Annotated in this window: 17 protein-coding genes; 5 read left to right on the top strand and 12 right to left on the bottom strand. The window is 60.1% G+C overall.

The features are described 5' to 3' along the window. Positions 1-944: 944 nt before the first annotated feature. The 6 genes from ABIB26_RS20285 to ABIB26_RS20310 form a co-directional block, all read right to left on the bottom strand. Positions 945-1,802: a ribokinase gene (locus tag ABIB26_RS20285; RefSeq protein WP_354247348.1), complete on the bottom strand. Its 858-nt coding sequence runs from the start codon at positions 1,800-1,802 to the stop codon at positions 945-947. Continuing rightward, on the bottom strand, positions 1,799-3,976 hold the full coding sequence (locus tag ABIB26_RS20290) for an ADP-ribosylglycohydrolase family protein (RefSeq protein ID WP_354247350.1): 2,178 nt from the start codon (positions 3,974-3,976) through the stop codon (positions 1,799-1,801). The genes ABIB26_RS20285 and ABIB26_RS20290 overlap by 4 nt, the downstream gene beginning before the upstream one ends. 103 nt (positions 3,977-4,079) lie before the next feature. Further along, positions 4,080-4,946, bottom strand: coding sequence for a carbohydrate ABC transporter permease (locus ABIB26_RS20295; protein ID WP_354247353.1), 867 nt, complete (start codon positions 4,944-4,946; stop codon positions 4,080-4,082). Positions 4,947-4,963: 17 nt separating this feature from the next. After that, complete coding sequence (locus ABIB26_RS20300; RefSeq protein ID WP_354247356.1) at positions 4,964-5,923, bottom strand: carbohydrate ABC transporter permease; 960 nt, start codon at positions 5,921-5,923, stop codon at positions 4,964-4,966. A gap of 11 nt (positions 5,924-5,934) precedes the next feature. Beyond that, positions 5,935-7,338, bottom strand: coding sequence for an ABC transporter substrate-binding protein (locus ABIB26_RS20305; protein WP_354247359.1), 1,404 nt, complete (start codon positions 7,336-7,338; stop codon positions 5,935-5,937). Between the two features lie 74 nt (positions 7,339-7,412). Beyond that, positions 7,413-8,420, bottom strand: a complete 1,008-nt coding sequence (locus ABIB26_RS20310) for a LacI family DNA-binding transcriptional regulator (RefSeq protein WP_354247361.1) — start codon at positions 8,418-8,420, stop codon at positions 7,413-7,415. 851 nt (positions 8,421-9,271) lie between these two features. Between ABIB26_RS20310 and ABIB26_RS20315 the strand changes: the two genes are divergently transcribed. The 4 genes from ABIB26_RS20315 to ABIB26_RS20330 all read left to right on the top strand — a co-directional run bounded on the left by ABIB26_RS20315 (position 9,272) and on the right by ABIB26_RS20330 (position 11,733). Continuing rightward, a complete protein-coding gene (locus ABIB26_RS20315; protein WP_354247364.1) occupies positions 9,272-9,628 on the top strand; it encodes a transcriptional regulator in 357 nt (118 codons plus the stop codon). Then, positions 9,628-10,482 carry a nucleotidyl transferase AbiEii/AbiGii toxin family protein gene (locus tag ABIB26_RS20320; RefSeq protein WP_354247367.1) on the top strand — a complete coding sequence of 285 codons (855 nt, stop codon included), beginning with the start codon at positions 9,628-9,630 and terminating at the stop codon, positions 10,480-10,482. The genes ABIB26_RS20315 and ABIB26_RS20320 overlap by 1 nt, the downstream gene beginning before the upstream one ends. Next, a complete protein-coding gene (locus tag ABIB26_RS20325; RefSeq protein WP_354247370.1) occupies positions 10,479-11,057 on the top strand; it encodes a recombinase family protein in 579 nt (192 codons plus the stop codon). The genes ABIB26_RS20320 and ABIB26_RS20325 overlap by 4 nt, the downstream gene beginning before the upstream one ends. A gap of 61 nt (positions 11,058-11,118) precedes the next feature. Then, entirely contained in the window at positions 11,119-11,733 is a 615-nt protein-coding gene (locus ABIB26_RS20330; protein WP_354247372.1) for a hypothetical protein, read from the top strand. Between the two features lie 158 nt (positions 11,734-11,891). Here ABIB26_RS20330 and ABIB26_RS20335 read toward each other — a convergent pair whose 3' ends face one another. From ABIB26_RS20335 to ABIB26_RS20350, 4 genes are all read right to left on the bottom strand, one after another. Then, a complete protein-coding gene (locus tag ABIB26_RS20335) occupies positions 11,892-12,962 on the bottom strand; it encodes a hypothetical protein (RefSeq protein ID WP_354247375.1) in 1,071 nt (356 codons plus the stop codon). Positions 12,963-13,417: 455 nt separating this feature from the next. Further along, positions 13,418-13,648: a hypothetical protein gene (locus ABIB26_RS20340; RefSeq protein ID WP_354247377.1), complete on the bottom strand. Its 231-nt coding sequence runs from the start codon at positions 13,646-13,648 to the stop codon at positions 13,418-13,420. Positions 13,649-14,402: 754 nt separating this feature from the next. Further along, entirely contained in the window at positions 14,403-14,906 is a 504-nt protein-coding gene (locus ABIB26_RS20345; RefSeq protein ID WP_354247380.1) for a GNAT family N-acetyltransferase, read from the bottom strand. A 59-nt stretch (positions 14,907-14,965) separates the two neighbouring features. Continuing rightward, complete coding sequence (locus ABIB26_RS20350) at positions 14,966-15,580, bottom strand: hypothetical protein (protein ID WP_354247383.1); 615 nt, start codon at positions 15,578-15,580, stop codon at positions 14,966-14,968. Positions 15,581-15,823: 243 nt separating this feature from the next. On the opposite strand from ABIB26_RS20350, the gene ABIB26_RS20355 reads away from it, so the two are divergent. Then, positions 15,824-16,249, top strand: coding sequence for an NUDIX domain-containing protein (locus ABIB26_RS20355; protein ID WP_354247483.1), 426 nt, complete (start codon positions 15,824-15,826; stop codon positions 16,247-16,249). Positions 16,250-16,306: 57 nt separating this feature from the next. On the opposite strand, the gene ABIB26_RS20360 is transcribed toward ABIB26_RS20355, so the two are convergent. Both ABIB26_RS20360 and ABIB26_RS20365 read right to left on the bottom strand, forming a co-directional pair. Next, positions 16,307-16,711, bottom strand: coding sequence for a VOC family protein (locus ABIB26_RS20360; RefSeq protein WP_354247386.1), 405 nt, complete (start codon positions 16,709-16,711; stop codon positions 16,307-16,309). Between the two features lie 189 nt (positions 16,712-16,900). After that, entirely contained in the window at positions 16,901-17,653 is a 753-nt protein-coding gene (locus ABIB26_RS20365) for a toll/interleukin-1 receptor domain-containing protein (RefSeq protein ID WP_354247389.1), read from the bottom strand. Positions 17,654-17,766: the final 113 nt, after the last annotated feature.

Below are 17,766 nucleotides of genomic sequence, written 5' to 3' on the forward strand. Positions count from 1 at the left end.
CGGCGTCGTCCTTGTACTTCTGGCTATACATCTTACGGTCGGTCATTGTGAAGAAGGGCTCCTAACAAGCTGTCTCACAAAACCATACGGCCGCAAAGGTTCTGGTCCCGTGTGGAGACTCTGGCGTATCCGATGCGGTGAGTAGTCATGCGGGCAGTTCTCTTTTCTCAAAACTCGATCCAGCCTTCCAGCTCGACTGTACAGTTTCGAGAACTATTTATGAGAACAATGGCCCATGGTCGGCGGTTGTCATCGCAAGGGCGGTTTCCCACGGAACGGCGCCGGTGTGCAGCAGTGCGCGGCGGGCACCACCATTCTCGAATCAACCTGTTCTTGAAATCCTTCGTTTCCAAGAACGGGAAAAGTTAGCATCTCGCTTCAACACGTACTAGCGCACCTTCGGAACCCCGGCACCGGGCAAGTAGATTGAGAATGGGAATTACAGACGCTTGGGGGCAGAATCAGTGGAACCGAACATGCTTGAAGGCGGCAAAGCCTTGTTTGCCTCATCGGTTGACGTTTCTTGCGACTTCTCTGCGTAGCGCTCATGGGTCTCGCCGTAGGGGATGTCAGAATCCAGTTCCACAGTGAAGTGGCTGTGACTGTGGCGTGTGATTACGATCCCCACTCTTCGCCACTCCGTACTTTGCCTTTGGGCCCTAACAACGGCTTCCTCGATCTGCTGCTCCATGTCTGCTGAAGATATGGCGTGTATGACGCAAACAACCTCGTTCATATTCGGTCTCTCTTAGAGTTCTTGTCTGTTTCGAATCCAGCCCCCGTCGTTGCCGTGAGGTCGACACTCCGATGCTGAAGGCGGGGCGATCGGCTGGGTTTGCTCCCGATCGCCCCGCCCGCTTCGATGTCAGGTTCCTCCAGATGTCTTTCAGTATCTGCACATACTCAGGCCTGTGCCGGGGTAACTGAGTGGTGCGGCTCCACCTCTACCGGGCGAGGCGATCCAGTTGAACGATTCGGGCAGCTTCGGCGTTTGCGTGCGTGACGGCGTCGATGAGCTCGGCACCGAGGGCAAGGTGGGCGGCGAGGGTGCCTGTGAAAGTATCGCCAGCGCCTGTCGTGTCTTTGACCGGAACGTCCAGTCCTGGGATGTGACCTGTTTGTCGTTGGTCGACTACCCACGCCCCGCTGCTGCCACCCGTTACTACAACGGACTTTGCTTGGGCGGCCAGTAGTTGTGCAAGTTCGGATCCTGTATGAAGACCGTGCGCGGCGCCCAGCAGTTCCTCTGCTTCGGTTCGGTTCAGGACGAGGGGGTCTGCGGAGTTCAGGAGGACCGGAGGAATGTCCGCCACTGGGCTCGGGTTCAGGATAAACCTGGCATCGTTCTTCACACACCAGCTTTCGGCGGCTGCTACGGATTCGATCGGGATCTCAAGCTGACACATGACGACGCTGGGTCCTTCAACTGTGAGTGCCTGACCGACGTGGTCAGGTTGCAATGCGCTGTTCGCCATCGGGAGCACGATGATGGAGTTCTCCCCTTCGGGGGTGACGACTACAATGGCGCGCCCTGTTGGAAGGTCCACGCGCCGCAACTGTCCGATGCCCACAGCGCCACTTAATAGCCGATCGGTGAGGTACTTGCCCGCTGTGTCCGTCCCGACAGCTCCGATGAACGACGTGGTCGTGATCCGTGCAGAGGCGGTGGCTTGGTTGAGGCCCTTGCCGCCGGGGGTCTCGGAGTAAGCAGACCCAAGGACCGTCTCACCGGCTTCAGGGGGCCGGCCAACTTCAATGACAAGGTCAAGTTTGGCCGATCCGACTACGGCGACGTTACTCACAACGAAGCGTCCGCTTCGATCTGCAGGTCCATACGGGCCACCGCGGCTTCGACCGAGGGGACCAGAGGTTCGACGTTCACCTCGTCGCAGCCAACGCGACCGGCCTCGCAAGCAACTGCCACCCCGCCTGTAAGCAGCGGTCGCAAGTCATCCGAAGCCGAAAGCATAAGCGTCCCGTCAACGAATCCGTGCAGGCTTCCCCCGTTCACTTCCAGCCGTAGGCGTACCTGCTCCTCGGGGCGCCAGTGGAACGAGGCCCGGGCGAGGACGCGGTCTTCCCCGTCGCGTTTGATCAGCTGCAGTTCGCCACCGCGGTCGCACCGCAGGAGGTAATACCGCTGAAGGCCCTGCACCCTGGCGGCAATTCCCATGCTGTCAGCCATGTGCGGAGTGAGTGCGGCCTCGACGGCATAGTCCTGCCAGTCAAGTGACCCCGTAATCATCACGCGTCGTTCTCTGGTGTTTGCGATGAGACGGAAGCTTTCAGGCCATTGCCATTCCTGGTGATCCAGGTTGTCAACCCAAGCGCGGCGCCACATGGTGCCGCCGTCGGCCGGCCGGCGCAGGCTGATGGTCGGGATCCCGGACCAGTCGACCCGGTCAAGGAAGAGGCGGGCTATCTTGCCGGGGCGCGGCCGGACCATTATTCCGATGTCGGCGATTGGCTGGCCTGAGGTGTCGGGAATGATCCAAGAGAGGGAGTTCCGTCCTTCGGTGACGGCCTGAGCCGGCCCTTGTACCTCCACCAACTCGTCCTCGCCGTTGTAGTGACGCACGAAAGCGGTCACGTCGGTGATGGTGTCGAAGTCATCGGAGGCGACGAGGAACTCCATTGTCATTTCCTGGCCGCTGTAGATGGTCGGAGAGACGTCAAGGGCGTAACCGCCTGGCATTGTGCGGGCTTCCGGGGGAATGAACGTTGGGGTAGCAACCGATATTGGTTCGCTGCCAGTAATAAGCAGCCCGCGCTCCCCGGACGAGTCAGGGAGCTCTGCGTTGCACACCGATCCTTCGCCCAGAACAGTGAACCCCTGCATGGACCCGGGAAAGGAGAAGTGGAACCGAGCGCCGTTTTTCGGAGCCAGGGGTTCGAGCCCGACTGCGGCGCGGGCAATATTGGTGATCCGTAGGGATTCCAGAACGACGTCAGTTATTCCGCTTCCGGCGTCGGCAGTTGGCACGTAGATTCGGTCGGCGACGGGGCCGCGCCAGTCGTGCCCTGCCTCGAGTCCCGCGAGACCGTGCATGATGCCGAGCAAGCATCCGAGATTGCCGGAATTGCAATCGGTGTCCCACCCTGCGGTGTTGACGATCATCATGGATCGGGAGAAGTCGCCGTTTCCGTAGAGGAACGCAAGGATGATGAGACCGTGGTTGGGCACCATGTGGCAGTTACCGCCATAGAGCTCGTAACCATAGCTGGCCTGGAGGTTCTCCCGGGCCTTCCGCCAGTTCGGTTCCGTGTCGTGCCAGCGGCGGATGTCCGCGATCATCATGGCGATGACGCTGTCGGTCGGGATCTGAGCCAGGCCCGCTTCGATAATGGTGTTGATGTCTGCTGTCGCAAAAGCCATCGATTCCATGGCCGCAAGCATTTGTGCGCCGTAGATCGCTTCACCGTCGTGGCTGACGGTGGAGGCCCGTCGGGCGAGTTCCGCAGCGAGATCGGGGGACCCGGGTGCAATCATCGCCCAGCCGTCGATGAAGATCTGTGAACCGATTTGCTCGGCGACGGTCTTGCTGTTGAGTTCGATGGAGCCGGAGTAGGGCGGCTGGTAGCCCTCCTTGAGGCGCATGTACGCGGTGTGCTCGGTGGAGTTCCCTACACCGCCCCACCAAAGCACGGACCGGTTCTCGATCAGGTAATTGAGCCAGCATGCGGCGACGTCCATCGCGCTGGTGTCGTACCCCCGACCGCTGTCTTCAGCGGCACGGAGGAACGTCACCGTTCCTGCGATGTCATCGTCTGTGACGATAAGCGGCACGCCCAGCTTGTCGTGCACGTAGTACTCGATGTCCCCGAGTCGCTCTTGGATGCTTTCGTAGGTCCAGTTTTCGACGGGACGTCCGAGATACACGCCGATGACTTTTCCGAGCAGGCCAGCATAGACCTGCTCAGCGTATCCCGCTCCAGCTATGATGCTGAGGCTCTCGTTGATTGCGTTGTCGTTCATTAAGTTGCTCCAGTTGGTTGGATTTGGTTCGTCTGTCGACGACGTCCGAGGTTGTACCAGGCGTCGGAGGGCGCCGATGGTCCGGGGTGGAAACGGCCGTGGTCTATCCCTTGAGGCCGCCAGATGCCATTCCACTGATGAAACGTCGCTGCATCAGAAGGAACAGAATGACGACGGGGATGATCATGACCACGCCGGCGGCGTTCACAAGCCCGTAGAGCTGCGTGTTCCCTTGGCTGAACTGCAAAAAGGCTGCCGCGATGGGGAGTTGGGATGGGGTTTGCATGAACGTAACGGCGAAGAAGAGTTCGTTGTAGGCGCCGAGGGCGGTGATCAGGCCGACCGTGAGGAATCCGGGTCTGGCAAGGGGCAGGATGACTCTCGTGGCGATTTGCCATTCGTTGGCACCGTCTATGCGGGCTGCCTCATCCAGCTCGCGGGGAAGCCCGACGAGGAAGGTCCGCAAGAGCAGGGTCGCGAATGGGGTGTTGAGCGCGATGTAGATAATGATCAGGCCGGGCAGGGTGTCAATCAGTCCAAGGTTTGACCAAAGGAAAAAGAGCGGAACGAGGAAGAGTTGCACGGGTAAGGAAATCACGATGAAGAAGTATGACCCGAAAGCTTTCTTGAAGGGCAGGTCCAGTCGCGCCAGTGAGTAGCTGGCCAGGCCGGCGCAGATCCACACACCGATGACGGTTCCGATAACGAGGACGAGGCTATTGAGCATGCCCTGGCCGAGGTTACCCGTTTCCCAGGCGGTGGAGTAGTTGCCCCAGTCGATGGTTTCGGGAGGTCCGAGTGGGTTCTGTCCAAGTTCCAAGCCGCTTTTCAGGGAGTTGAAGAGCAGGACGAGCAGGGGCAGGCCGGCGAAAAGGGCGAGTAGCGTCAGCCACGTGTATGAGGCCGGTGTGCGGCCTATACCGCCGGGGCGCGAATCGGATCGCTGGCTCTGGCGGCGCAGCCGACGCATGATGCTGGTATCTAGACTCAATTTGTCTCGTCCTCGTTTCGGCGGATGATGGCGAAGATCACGAGGAATGCTGCCCCGAGCGCTGACATCGCCAAGGCAATGAAGGCGGCATACCCGGCCTCGAGTGACCCGAATGCGGTTCGGTTCACCAGAAGGGATACGAGATCGCTCGACCCGGCCGGACCGCCTCCGGTCAGCGCGTAGGCGTAGTCAAAGGCCAGCAGTGACCAGAGGGAAATCATCATGACAGCGAACATCAGGGTCGGTCTGATTCCTGGCAAAGCGACGTGCCAGAACTCCTGCCAAGCATTTGCCCCGTCGATGCGGGCCGCCTCGAAGCGGCTTCCGTCCACGCCCTGCATCGCAGCAACGAAAAGGACAACCAGGAAGCCCCAAAAATGCCAGTTGTCGACGAATGCGACGCTCAACAGGGAAAGGTCCGAGTCCCCGAAGAAGTAGATGTTATCCAAGGCGTGGATCCCAAACTTGTTCAGCTGCGCGGCGAGACCGGACACCGGGTCGAGCAGGTTTTTCCAGATCTGGGCGTTCACGACGCTTGCGATCAGGTAGGGGATGAAGAAGAGAACCCGAAAGAGAGTCACCCCGCGGCGGATGCGGGACAGCATAAACGCACCCGCTAGTCCCATAACCAAAGGCACGGAAAGAAAAAAGATCATATAGATGAAGTTATGTCCGATGGCGTTCCAGAAGTCCGTGTCACCGGCCAGCCTCGCGGCGTTCGCGAAGCCGGTGAACTCTGGCGATGTGAAACCGTTCCAATCCGTGAAGGCGTAGTACAGGCTGCTCGCCCCGGGGCCGCCTATGACGAGGAGGTTTACCGCAAGCGCGGGGAGAAGGAACAAGAACGCAATGGTGCGGCGGCGCCGCCGGACCGATCGTCCCATGCTGCTCACCCGCCTGGTCGGTATTTGTTCCACCATCGCAGGAGCCGGCCCATTTCTATCAGTGATTGCCACGACCCGCATCGTCACTTTCCGGTTTCAAACAGAGGCGGAACGAGTCCGGCGGACTTATCAGAACTGAACTCCTTTTCAATTCCGGCGGTGAAATCGCCCACGGAGAGATCGCTGTTCAGGACCTTGTCGATGTGCTCGACGATGTAGGTATTGGCCTTCGGCCCGAACGATGTCCAGGTGACGTAGCCGACCTTCTTCTCCTCGGAAGCCTTGTTGATCGCGAGATACTGCGAGGAGTACCGGGGATCAATGCCGGAGGGGACATCTGAGGCCGTGAATTTGACCGGCAGCGGTTGCGAGCCGTTAGCCTCCGCGGCGGCCCACATGGTCTTCGTGTCTGAGAACATCCAGTCAATGTAGGAGGTCGCCGCCGGGATGTTCTTCGACTTCGCGTTCACCGAGATGGTGCCGCCCACGGCAAGCGGGAAGATGTCACTTGGTACACCCGGGGCAAGGGCTGGCAGTGGAGCCCAATCCCAGTCGTTCGTGTTGCCATTCGCTCCGAAGTACTCCGGGAGGGAGAACATTTCCCAACTACCGGAGATGTACATACCTGCTTTCCCGTCTGCGAAGGCGGCATACTTCTGTGGGTCCTGAGTAGTGAAGTACTGTTTTACCCCACCGCCGAAATATCCCTTGTCGAAGTACTCCTTGAGCAGCTCGATTGAGGACGCAATGGCCGGGTCAGTCCACGGAATCGTCCCGCTGAGCGCGTCGTGCAGTTTCTGTGGTCCGGCGACCTCATTCAAGAACGCCGAAACGAGCCATTCCGTTCCGGGTTGGTATGAGGCGTTCCCCGCGGCGAAGGGTGTGATTCCCTTGGACTGCATCTCGCCGGCCAGGGTTTCCAGAGAGGCTCGGTCGGTCGGAGGTTTCCACCCGTTCTGGGCAAAAAGGGTCTTGTTGTAATACAGCACGAGGCTCTCATAGGAGGTCGGCAGTGCTACAAGTTTGTCGTTGAAGTACCCCATGTCTAGAGCCCAAGGCAGCAGCCGGCTCTTGAGGTTGGATTTGTCGACGGTAGAGGAGAGGTCCGCTAGATAGCCCGCTGATGCGAAAGGAACGACATTCGAAGTACCAGGGGTGGGTATCAGGTCGGGCCCGCCCCCAGCGGCCAAAGCCACTTGGATTTTCTGATCGATGGTATCGACATTGTTCGGAACGGCGTTGACCTTCACCTCGGGATGAAGAGCGGTGAACGGGTCGATCGCGAACTCTTTGTAGGTCGCTGCGCCGTCAGCGGACGAACCACCGGTCGGTAGCGGGTACCAGACGTTCAGTGCACCCGGGACGCCTCCTCCTTCCCCCTGGGTGCAAGCGGTGAGTAGGAGGGCGGCTCCTAGGCTAATGGCCGCGATTTTAGATCCCATTCGGCGCGGCTCCAGTGGCCGCTGCCGGGCATTTTTGAGCGTCATTGAGGGACTCCTTCGTCTTGATGTTGTATAACTCGTGACTGCTAAATGCGATTGTTCGCTTGGTGCTTGGACCTCTATGTGGAGTCGCGAGCGATGAGGGTGTTCTCGATTTGCACTTCCCGCGGGCGGCCCCTGTAGGCGCCGGTCATTCTCCCTACCAGTAGGTCTCCACTGGCTTTCCCGATGTCGCGGGTCGGGATTTGTACCGTCGTCAACCGCGGGGAGACGAGGGAAGCGGGTTCGATGTCGTCGTAGCCCACGACGGCGAGATCGTCCGGGATGCGGATGTTGCGCGCGGCAGCCAGGTCCATGGCCCCGATCGCAATGAGGTCGTTCGCGCACAGGACGGCCGTCGGCGGATTCGGTGCCCGCATTATCTGCTCCAGACCTCTGAAGCCTCCCTCCCGGGTGAACGTAGTGGCCGCGATGATGCCATCGTCATACTGATAGCCGGCTTGACGGAGAGCGCGGCGAAACCCATCGAACCGGCGCTGGGCGGGACCGACGTGCATCGGCGCGGTGATATAGCCGATTCGACGGTGCCCCTTGCGAATCAGGTGCTGCGCGGCGAGCATCATTCCGGCTTCGTCATTGGTGGACACGGTGTCCGCCTGAATCGCCAACTTCGGCCCTCTCTGAGACGAATTGATCACCACGACCGCTAATTCCGGCGCTGTGAGAATCCTGGATGGCACGGTCCCCAATAACGGGGCGATCACAACCCCGTCAACCTGACGCTCGATCACTTCATCGAAGAATTTCTCTTCTCGGTCCGGTCGGCTGTCCGCGTCGCAGATCAATGTCTGGTACCCGCGCTCGAAGAGCACGTCCTGTAGTCCCCGGGCCAGCGAGGGGTAGAAGGGGTTGCACAGATCCGGAACGATGAGTGCCGTGGTGTAAGTACGCCGGGTCCGTAGTGAACGGGCCACTTGGCTGGGGCGGTACCCGAGCCGCTCGGACGCTTCGCGGACCCGAACAATGGTCGCCTCCGCAACGTGACGCCTGCCACTGAGAGCGTGGCTCACCGTCGTTTCGCTCACACCCACGTCGGAGGCGACATCGCTGATACTGACCCGCGTCATGTCGCTTCCTTCCTCGAGCCATACCAATCGATTTGCATGGCTATACAAATACGGTAACGGCAGCTGAAACAGGGGCACAAGACGCAATGCTAAGCAAAATATGCAAAGTCCCAAAGGGCGAGTCTTGGGCAGGGCCGTGCACCTCTCGCACTGATCGAGTTTCCGGTGGCATGCCCCCAGCCCCAACCGGAAATGAGGAATTGACGGCCATAGTTAGTTGGGGCTTGAGGACAAATGTTCGGGAAGTCACGCTAAGCCGTTGGGGCCAGGTAGCAGAGGTTCTGGTCGGCATCGCTGTTACGCCCGGGTCACGGCGCTGATGTGGGGGTGGCCGTAGATCGTGGTTAAATATCTTCAAGGACTACGAGGGCATCAGCAACGTCTGGTGGACCTGCCTGTCATGTTGCATTGCTGCGACCCGGACAGCTATCCAGGCGGCAATGATGATGCCGGCGACGGTCACGATGGTTTGAGCCCCGTTCGCTGGAAACTCACCGGGCGGTGATGCCTTGCCAGTCCGTTTTCCGGCCTTCAAGCACAGGCTCAGCAGACGGCACTGAGTAGTGGACTTACCATCACTATTATTCGTCCGTTCGACGGTGCATGGACCTTAGGTGCGCACCCAGTAAAGGTTCTCTTTGCGGACCGACTATCCCGGTGCAGATGACTTCTGACATCCAGTGCAGTCGACTTCTGAAGATGACATCATGTTGGGGAATCCAACCCCCAGCTTTTGCACGAAACTCTGCACGAAACAGGAAGAATGAACAACGGCGCGCTGTGTTGAGTTTCGTGCACTCTTGCTAATCTAAGCGCAGCGGCAACTTACGCCGCATTAACAGGAGAGACCAATGCCGACCCTCAAGCCCAGGCACGCAAGTGACCACTCCAACGAGCCACGGGTCCTGATACAGGACGTGATCCCCTACGAGGTGGCCGGAAGTCTTGATGCCCTGCGGGGGCCGGGGGAGGGCGTTCTGACGCTGCCTCACCACGTGTACTGGGGTCCGCAGGCGGACTGCGATCTGGGGCAGCCCGAGGGTGTGTTCAAGGCGTATCAGGCGATCTTGCGTGAAGGTACGCGGGCGGACCAGGAGCAGCTGCTCAACGCCGGCCTTTTGGTGAAGATGTGGGACGAGCTGATGCTTCCTGTTCGCGTGCGCGATCTGTGGGAGAACAAGTTCCCGCAGCTGGCGCAGCACTCCTAATGTCGGACGTCGAATACCAGCGTGATGTCACGCGCCTGGCGCTTGATGCCTTGGCCAGCGGAGGTTTTGCTTTGGCAGGCTCCGGAGCCATCCGTGAACACGGGATCATCGACCGCCCGACACAGGACATCGACCTGTTCACATCCGTCACCAGCACCGAGGCTTTCGCGCTTTCAACACAACGTCTCGCGGCCGCTATGCGGGAGCGCGGCCTCGAGGTCGTGGAGGTCAGGAACGCACCGCAGTTCGCGAACTTCTCTGTCGCATCCCCTACCGGCCAAATCGTGGAAGTGGACCTTGGTGTCGACTGGCGCGCGGCTGAGCCGGTAACCCTTTCCATCGGCCCGGTCCTGAGCCTGGAGGACGCCGTGGGAAGCAAAGTCGTTGCTGTCTACAGCCGCGGTGAAGTCCGCGACTACCTTGACCTTGACGCCATCAGGGAATCCAAGCGATTCACTGACGGGCAACTGCTCGACATCGCAGCTGACCGCGACCCCGGTTTCGATGTCGGAATGTTCGCCGCGCAGCTCGACCAAGTAAAGCGCATCTCCACCACTCTTCGAGTGCAGGAGTACGGCGTCGGAGAACACGAACTGGCACAACTGAAATCCCGGCTCAGCGGATGGGCCGAGCAGCTGCGCACCAACCCGCCGACACTTGGCCAGCACCCGCCCCAGAAGAACCAGGAACAATCGACGGCCGTGGATCCCCGCATGGAAAAGGTCATGAAGCTGGTACACGCCTCCTACCCGGTTTCGCCACGTGATGCCCTGCGGCCCCCGGCCCAGGCGCCTGCAGCTGAAGCAGCGAAGCAGACCAAGGGGCGAGGCACCGAACAGGACAAATCGCGGTGACTGCGAACTTCATAGGGTACGCCCGCGTCGGCACAGCTGAGCAAAACCCTCAGCTGCAGCAAGACGCACTGGACCGGGCCGGAGTCATCCGCACTTTCACCGATTATGCCTCCGGTTCGACGCAGGACCGCCCCGAATGGCAGCGGTGCTTAGACTTCCTCCAACCGGGAAACGTCTTGGTGGTTTGGAAATTGGATCGCGTGGGTCGATCCACTGCAGACCTTGCCCGCATCGTGACGGAACTGGACCAACGAGGCATCCAGTTCAAGTCCCTCACCGAGAGCTTCCTTGACACCACCACCGCAGACGGCCGACTGATTTTTCACATCTTCTCCGCACTGGCAGAACATGAACGCAGCAGGATGCTTGAACGCACCCGGGCCGGGCTTGAAGCCGCCCGTGCTCGCGGCCGCGTCGGCGGACGGCCATCCACCATGACCGCAGCTCAGGTGAACGCCGCACGCACCATGCACGCGAAGAAAACACCCATCACGGAAATCGCCCAGGTTCTCGGAGTTGGACGGATGAGCATAAGCCGCGCCCTGCGGAAACAACAGGCTGAACAATCCGCTTGAACTGATTTACTCCAGGCAGCAGCGAGAATTAACCGGACATCGCTCAAAGGGGACTCGCGCCATGGACGCACTTACAACCGGAATTGCCATCCTCGGCGGCCTAACAGGCCTGTCCGGCTTCGTCATCTCCGTCCGTGCAAACCGTCGCGCCACGCGGGCGGACAAGCGCGCGGCCGCAGCCGACCAGCGGGCGGTCCGAGCTGAAGAGGAAGGCGCACGGGCACGGCAACGAGAACTGTGGAGCGAAGTCATTAGTGCCATGCAGGACGTTGTGGGAGCCAATGTTCTTGCCCAGGACCTGCGGCCAGTTCTCGTGCGTGTTCGTTCATCCATGATGGAGTTGGTCGATGGTGTAACCAGCGAGCACTACAAGCGACTCGACAGATGGATGAGTGTCGAGCACAAAGTGATCAACGGGCTGCTCGAACAGACGATGGTTCAGCTGAACGGCACCGGCCACACGATGAAGCAGATAGAGGACGCCCACCACGCGACGAACGAGTGGGCCGCGTCGTTCATTAACAATCTCCGGGTGGCACGAAAACTGGAACCAAGCCCCGACGTCGAGGCCAGCATCGAGGAAATGATTGCAGCCGGCGAAAAGGCTCTAAGGCAACTACCGGAGCGTAAGCCACCGTTGCCAAACCAGGGCAACACTGCCGAGAGAATCGTCTAAAGCCCCTCGCCCACGGTAAAAGCTAAATCCTTCGGCCTTTTCCCGCACACATGTGGACGACGGGACCCAGCTGACCGCCTGCACACAACCACCACGTCACCACCGGGATAAACCTCACCAGGGCGAGCGGTGGCCGTGCACAGCCTCGAAAGTTGTGCTCAGCTTCTACGCTTCCGTCGTTGGTTGGCTTGTGGCTGACGCGGAGTGGGTTTGAGTAGCGGATGAAGGACCGCACGGGGAGGCTTAGTCGAAGCTTCGAACAGTTCATCCGGCATCGGGGAGTAGTCGTATTCGTAATTTCGTTCAGTGTTTGGGAAGGCCACCACCTGAGACATTTGCCAGAGTGAACGCACGATGGTGATGCCAACCTGTGCGATTGCCAGGTTCGTGGCCGGGTCAGAGTTGTCCGTCCGGAGGTTGAGTCCCGGAACGGTACCCTTGGCGCCCCGCTCCTGAACCACATAGCTAACTGATTCCGCATTCACTACGGCGGCGGCGGACTTCCATTCCTTCTCGCTTAGGCTTTGCGGACGTTCGTCGGCGGTGTGAAGGACGATGCCTAGATCGTCGCGGGGTGAAGCGGTTGCCCCGTGTTTGAGCTGGTTGTTTCCCTGCGCCCCATTGAACTCATCATCGGAATAGAACCGGGCGAAAAATGAGAGCCATGCTGTTAAAAAGGCCAGATGTTGCTTCATCTCTTGTTTTGCTTCGGTTGATTCATCCTTACGAAGCTCAGGCGGAAACATCAACGTCTGCACCGTGTGCCTTGCTGCCGCTCCCAGGAGAGGTTTCAGCGCAACTCGGAACTCTGTCGCATCCCGCATGTTGACCAGCTTCATCATGAGGCTGCTGCCTGTAACCCGTTCTCCGCTGGCCACAAAAAGGCGCAGCGCGGTTTCGATTACGTGTTGCATCAATGTGTAGGACTCGATGGAAGCCATCGTTCGGCTACTCAGGGTTTCACCTGGTGGAACATCGGGGGCGAAGCGCTTGTTTTTCAGGACTCCCCTGAACTGGGCGAAGAGCGAATCGCCATCGGCGCTGTCCCAGTTCACTGCGCCGGCTTTCATATCGGCCAAGGCGACTATGCCCCAAAGCCTCCGCTCAAAATACTCGGCGGGGTCCACACGATAGTAGTGATCCTTGAGTAGTTCCTCCATCGCCTCGGTGTTGCCAGGGAGCCCCTCAGGGCCAATCCTCTGGATACTCAAAGGGCCATTTTTTGTCATCAGGCAAAGCTATCCCAGGATCGATTGCCCACGTGGCTCTCCCTGGGTTTTTGTCGTTTCTGGTGTGGGCTGGGTGGTGGGTTTTGGGTGATCGCTGGGAGTACCCCGACGTGAATCCCCCTGCCGCTTGAGAGGTCTCCCCGCAGCCGTGGTTCCTGTGCCTGCACGCCCCCAGCCCCGCGCGGCCAGTGTGTGTCGTCGAGGCTGAAAAAGACCCGGCCCCGCCCCCACGGCGCGACGGCAACGCCAGTCTTGAACCATGGGAAACGGGGCAAGGTTGTAACACGGGTGAGGGCACAACTTTCGAGGCTGTGCACGGCCACCGCTCGCCCTGGTGAGGTTTATCCCGGTGGTGACGTGGTGGTTGTGTGCAGGCGGTCAGCTGGGTCCCGTCGTCCACATGTGTGCGGGAAAAGGCCGAAGGATTTAGCTTTTGCCGTGCCGTGGGCGAGGGGCTACTGTTCCGATCCCGTTGTTGTGGCCGAGGTTTCGCGCGCCGTCTTTTTGCCACGGGGCCGTCCGCCGGCCTTCCTGCTCGGCGTATCCAGACCGAAGCCGCGCAAGTCAGATTCTGACCACTCTGCACGTAGTGCGGCTTGGTAGTCCTTGGCGTACTTCTGCTCTGCTGCTGCGAGCAGCTGCGCGGCCTCTTGAAGGTCAACGCTGCTAGCCGCAGCGTTCTTCACAGCGTTGACCTTAGCGTCCCTGGCAGCGTCAATTTTCGCGGCTGCTTTAGCGGCAATGTCGTTGATGTGACATCACAGGAAGCAGGTTTCCCATGCGCGAACCGGACTTGGAACCAACGCCGAGGAGTCGCCTGGAACGGGCATACGATGCCTTCGGTTCCTTGCCGCTGATCGTCTTGGCCGGCGTCCTCTTTGTCCCTTTGCAGGCCGTTTTGGGCTGGTGGCCTACGTTGGCCATCATGATCACGGCTGGCATCGTCCTCATAACTGCCATTCAGCTCATTGTCATTGCCCCCCTGCAAAAGAAGCGGGCAGCTCAGGACGCGGAACGAGGCCTGTTCGAATGCGCCCACAGAGAGCCCGGATCCGGACTCCGGAGTAGATGGGCCCGAGGTTATGCAAGAGCAGAGCCAAACCGGCTAATCTTCCAGCTGGGTGCAAGCGAGAACGGGCCTCTTGCGGGGCCACTGGAAATTTACTCAGCACCCACGGCCATTGGAAAGCCTGTAAAAGCCCCCTGGACTGTTTTTCCCGGAGGTCTCGTGGTGACCCTCAGCTCAGACGGCACAACATTCCAGCTGGCGGCCAGCCGAGCAAGCCTAGTGCTCCTCAATAAATGGAATCTCACCAATCCAGCACCGGATCCCTGAGCAGTTGGCACAGGACCGTGAAGTAGCGTCCGTCGAAGGATCCTTTACCGGGCACTGTTGGGCACTGCGGTAGCCGATCCTCCAGCTGGCGGCCTCGGACGTTTTTACAGCTGCATGCTGAGGACTGTTCGGACGGGGATGTTACCGCCTCGATCATCAGCGACACGGTGCATTCCGATTTTCTCAGCTACCCGTTCAGAAGCTTGGTTATCCGGATGGATGATGGCTATCAGCTCGGCGACGTCAACGTGTTCTCGGGCGTAGTCGCGACAAGCAGTGGCTGCTTCTGTCGCGTAGCCCTGGCCGTGTAGGTTGGAGCGCACGTGGTATCCGACCTCAAGTTTCTGCGCGCCGTTCACCTGTTGCCAGGTCAGGCCGCAGTCGCCTACGAATTCTCCGTCATGTGTCTCGATAATCCATAGGCCGTACCCGTGCTCCGCGTAGTTCTCCTGGTTCCAATGAATCCAGCTTGCTGCTTCCTCCCGGGACTTGGGTGCAGGGTAGAAGCGCATCACCTCGGGGTCTCCGAGCAACGCGGTCATGTTGTCGAGGTCGGCCTCAGTCATCTCACGGAACTGCAATCGGTCAGTCGGTTGTGGCGTTAGCATCCAATGACTCTATTTCGAGTGCATCGCTGTGCCCGAAGCCGGTCGGCTACGGGGACACCTCACTTGAGTTCGGGCAGCTCGCCTACCAGTGAATCGAGAACCCGCACATCGTACCGGCCGGCACAGGGCGCTGTTACGCCGATCGAGCCGACGCCGTCCTCAGGCAGCTCCCACACGACTTGCCCCGGTCTCAGCCGATTCAGGGACTGGTACCACTCACTAAGGGGCTCGCGCAGCTTCGCATGAAGCTCAAATGAGCGCCGAGACCGGGTTGAATCGCCTACCTTCTGTAGCCGCAAAGTTGTCTCATCGGGCATTGTCATCAGCACGACGTCTGCAAATCCGAGCTGTTTGTGGCCCATTGCCTCGCGTACGCATGTTAGCTCGTGAGCGAATCGGGAAGCCGGGGCGGCGCCGACCCGCGCCAAGCACCACGAGTAGTGCAGTTTCATCGGATCGGAGTCGCAGATCGCTACTCGCACGCGGTCTTCAAGATCCAGCGCTTGTGCCCAGCGCGCCGTATTGACGTCGGTCCAGTAACGCGCCTGGCGCGCAGCGTCACTTCCGTCCGGCTCGGTACCTGTTTGAGCGTATTCCGCCACGAAGTCGAACGCAGCCGTTCTGCACCACGTCGTTTTCCCGGCCGCACTGGGGCCTTCAACTGCCACAATCACCGGACGATGCTATAACGAGCGGACCTTTTCCGATGAGCCATCCTTTACCGGGACGCTGCGGCGGAACTCACGACGTACGGTTGGAGGGTGCCCTCAACGAACATCCACGCCGACGACTCGACAATACGCTCGGGGCTCCGCCCTCTTACTCCCGAACACGCGCCGGCGCTGCACGACGAGCGGGGCGTTGATGCGGCCATCCATGACGTGTCCACCGCGCACGTAGCTGAAGACGGACTCCTGGTGTGGTTCCAGTCCAATTGGCGAGCGGATCCCCGCCCCTTGGCAGCGGATGTGTGGGTGTTCCCACCAGATTTCCAGCGCATACTCGTCGTTGAGCATCGCTGGCGGGGCCTCGTGCCGCCTGGTGGACGAGTGGAACCCGGGGAGACCCCGCGCGAGGGCGCCGTTCGCGAACTTGCCGAAGAGACAGGTCTTGAACTAGTCGTTGCTGACCGCCCGGCGTTCGCTGCTGCCCGCTCATACCGATCGGATTGGTCAGCGACACTGAACTTGTCCTATTGGGCGATCGCCGATCCTGCAATGAAGCTGCTGCCGGAAGTTGGTCAACCCGCGCGTTGGATCGACGTTGGCTCAGACTGGCGTACTTTCCACAAGCAGGATGCTACTGCTGTGGCCCGGTTTGCAGAACAACAGAGAAACTCCTAATCACAACGGGTGTTCGCACGCAGGTCGATCCTTCACCGGACACTGGCGGCATTCTGCTTACCCGGCGGCTACGAGCTCGATCTCGAAGCCGTCTGAGTTGAAGAGGTAAGCGGCATAGTGATCAGGGCCGCCAGCGTACGGATATTTGTCCTCGAACAGCGGCATCCATCCGTAACGAGCGCCTTCCACGACAAGCGCATCGACGTCTTTTGGGCTTCCGGCGTGGAACGCCAGGTGGTTGAGGCCTGGTGCTGTGCGCTCGTGTTGCCGGCTGCTCAAGGCTGGTGACTGTTCAGCCACTATGTAGGTCTGGTCAAGTCGCCAGCTGATTCCTGAGTCCCAGCTTTGGTAGGTGGAGTATCCCAATCGGGGCAGAATCCAACCCCATTCCTGCTTGGCGCGGTCGATGTCAGGGACCCACACCTCGATATGGTGCAGGGATCCCGTGGGAGGGGTATTCACATTGGGAGTCTTCCATACTCGACTACAACTGGCCGCTGACCGATCCTTTACCGGACGCGGCGTCCGCTCAGCCACCGGCTTACGGGCACGACGCTGATGTCGTTAACCGGCCCGTCAGCATTTGGCGCTGGTTCATCGGGTTGTTGCTGGTTGGGCCATCGAGGCGTCGTGGAGGCTTGCTACTCGGCGCTACTGGGCGGCCGACTTCATGCTGAGTTCGTCAGCCTCTTCCTCCGTAACGATTCCAACGAGCTCGGCAATCTTCACGACGATGTCTTCCATGGGCTCTTCGGCTGTGCTGAATCCACCACGCGACGCGAGTGTCGGGGTGACCTGGTCGAGCTCCTCGAACGTTACCCCGTGCATGACTGGTACTAAGAGGCTCCGGCGCAGCAGAGCGCTGAGCTCGTTGCTCGCAATGCTGCGGTCGGTACGCAGCTTGTCGAGCATGGCGGGCGTCACCAACACGATCCCCATGCGCGAACTCACCAATCCACGGTCGATGGCTACTCGCATGTCCGTGCCAGGTCTCAGGCTCACCTCACTGAACCACACCGACACGTTTTTTCCGAGGAGCAACTCGTAGACGTCATTTGCGGCCGCCTGACGGTCGGGCCAGGCGTGACAGAGGAAAACGTCATTCACCTGAGTCCGTAAGACAGTCGCCGCGCGGACAGACTCTAGGTCGCGCACCTGCTGTTCCGTGTACGAGGCAGTCGACCCGCTGGGCTGCCAAGCCGGGCGGGCGACACCACGTCCCCCGCCCCCGCTACTGCCCGACAGACCCCCGCTCCTCCGCACAGGCGCGGCCGGTGTGGTGTAGGACGGGTACGACCGAGGCGGCGAGTATGAAGAACGCCCATAGCCGGACGAGCATGCAGGGCAGTTCGCCCGACCGCTTGCAGTGCGGTGGCCATCTCTTGGAGCTGTGCATTGAGCCATGCGCTGATGATACTGCAGGCCTACGACACCGAGTGCAGCAATGGCCCGTCGGTGCCCGCAAGCCGATCCCTGAGCGGGCACCTTCTCGGGAGGTCTAACGCAACAAGGTCGCG

This window comes from Arthrobacter sp. UYEF20 (assembly GCF_040546335.1).
GTDB lineage: Bacteria > Actinomycetota > Actinomycetes > Actinomycetales > Micrococcaceae > Arthrobacter.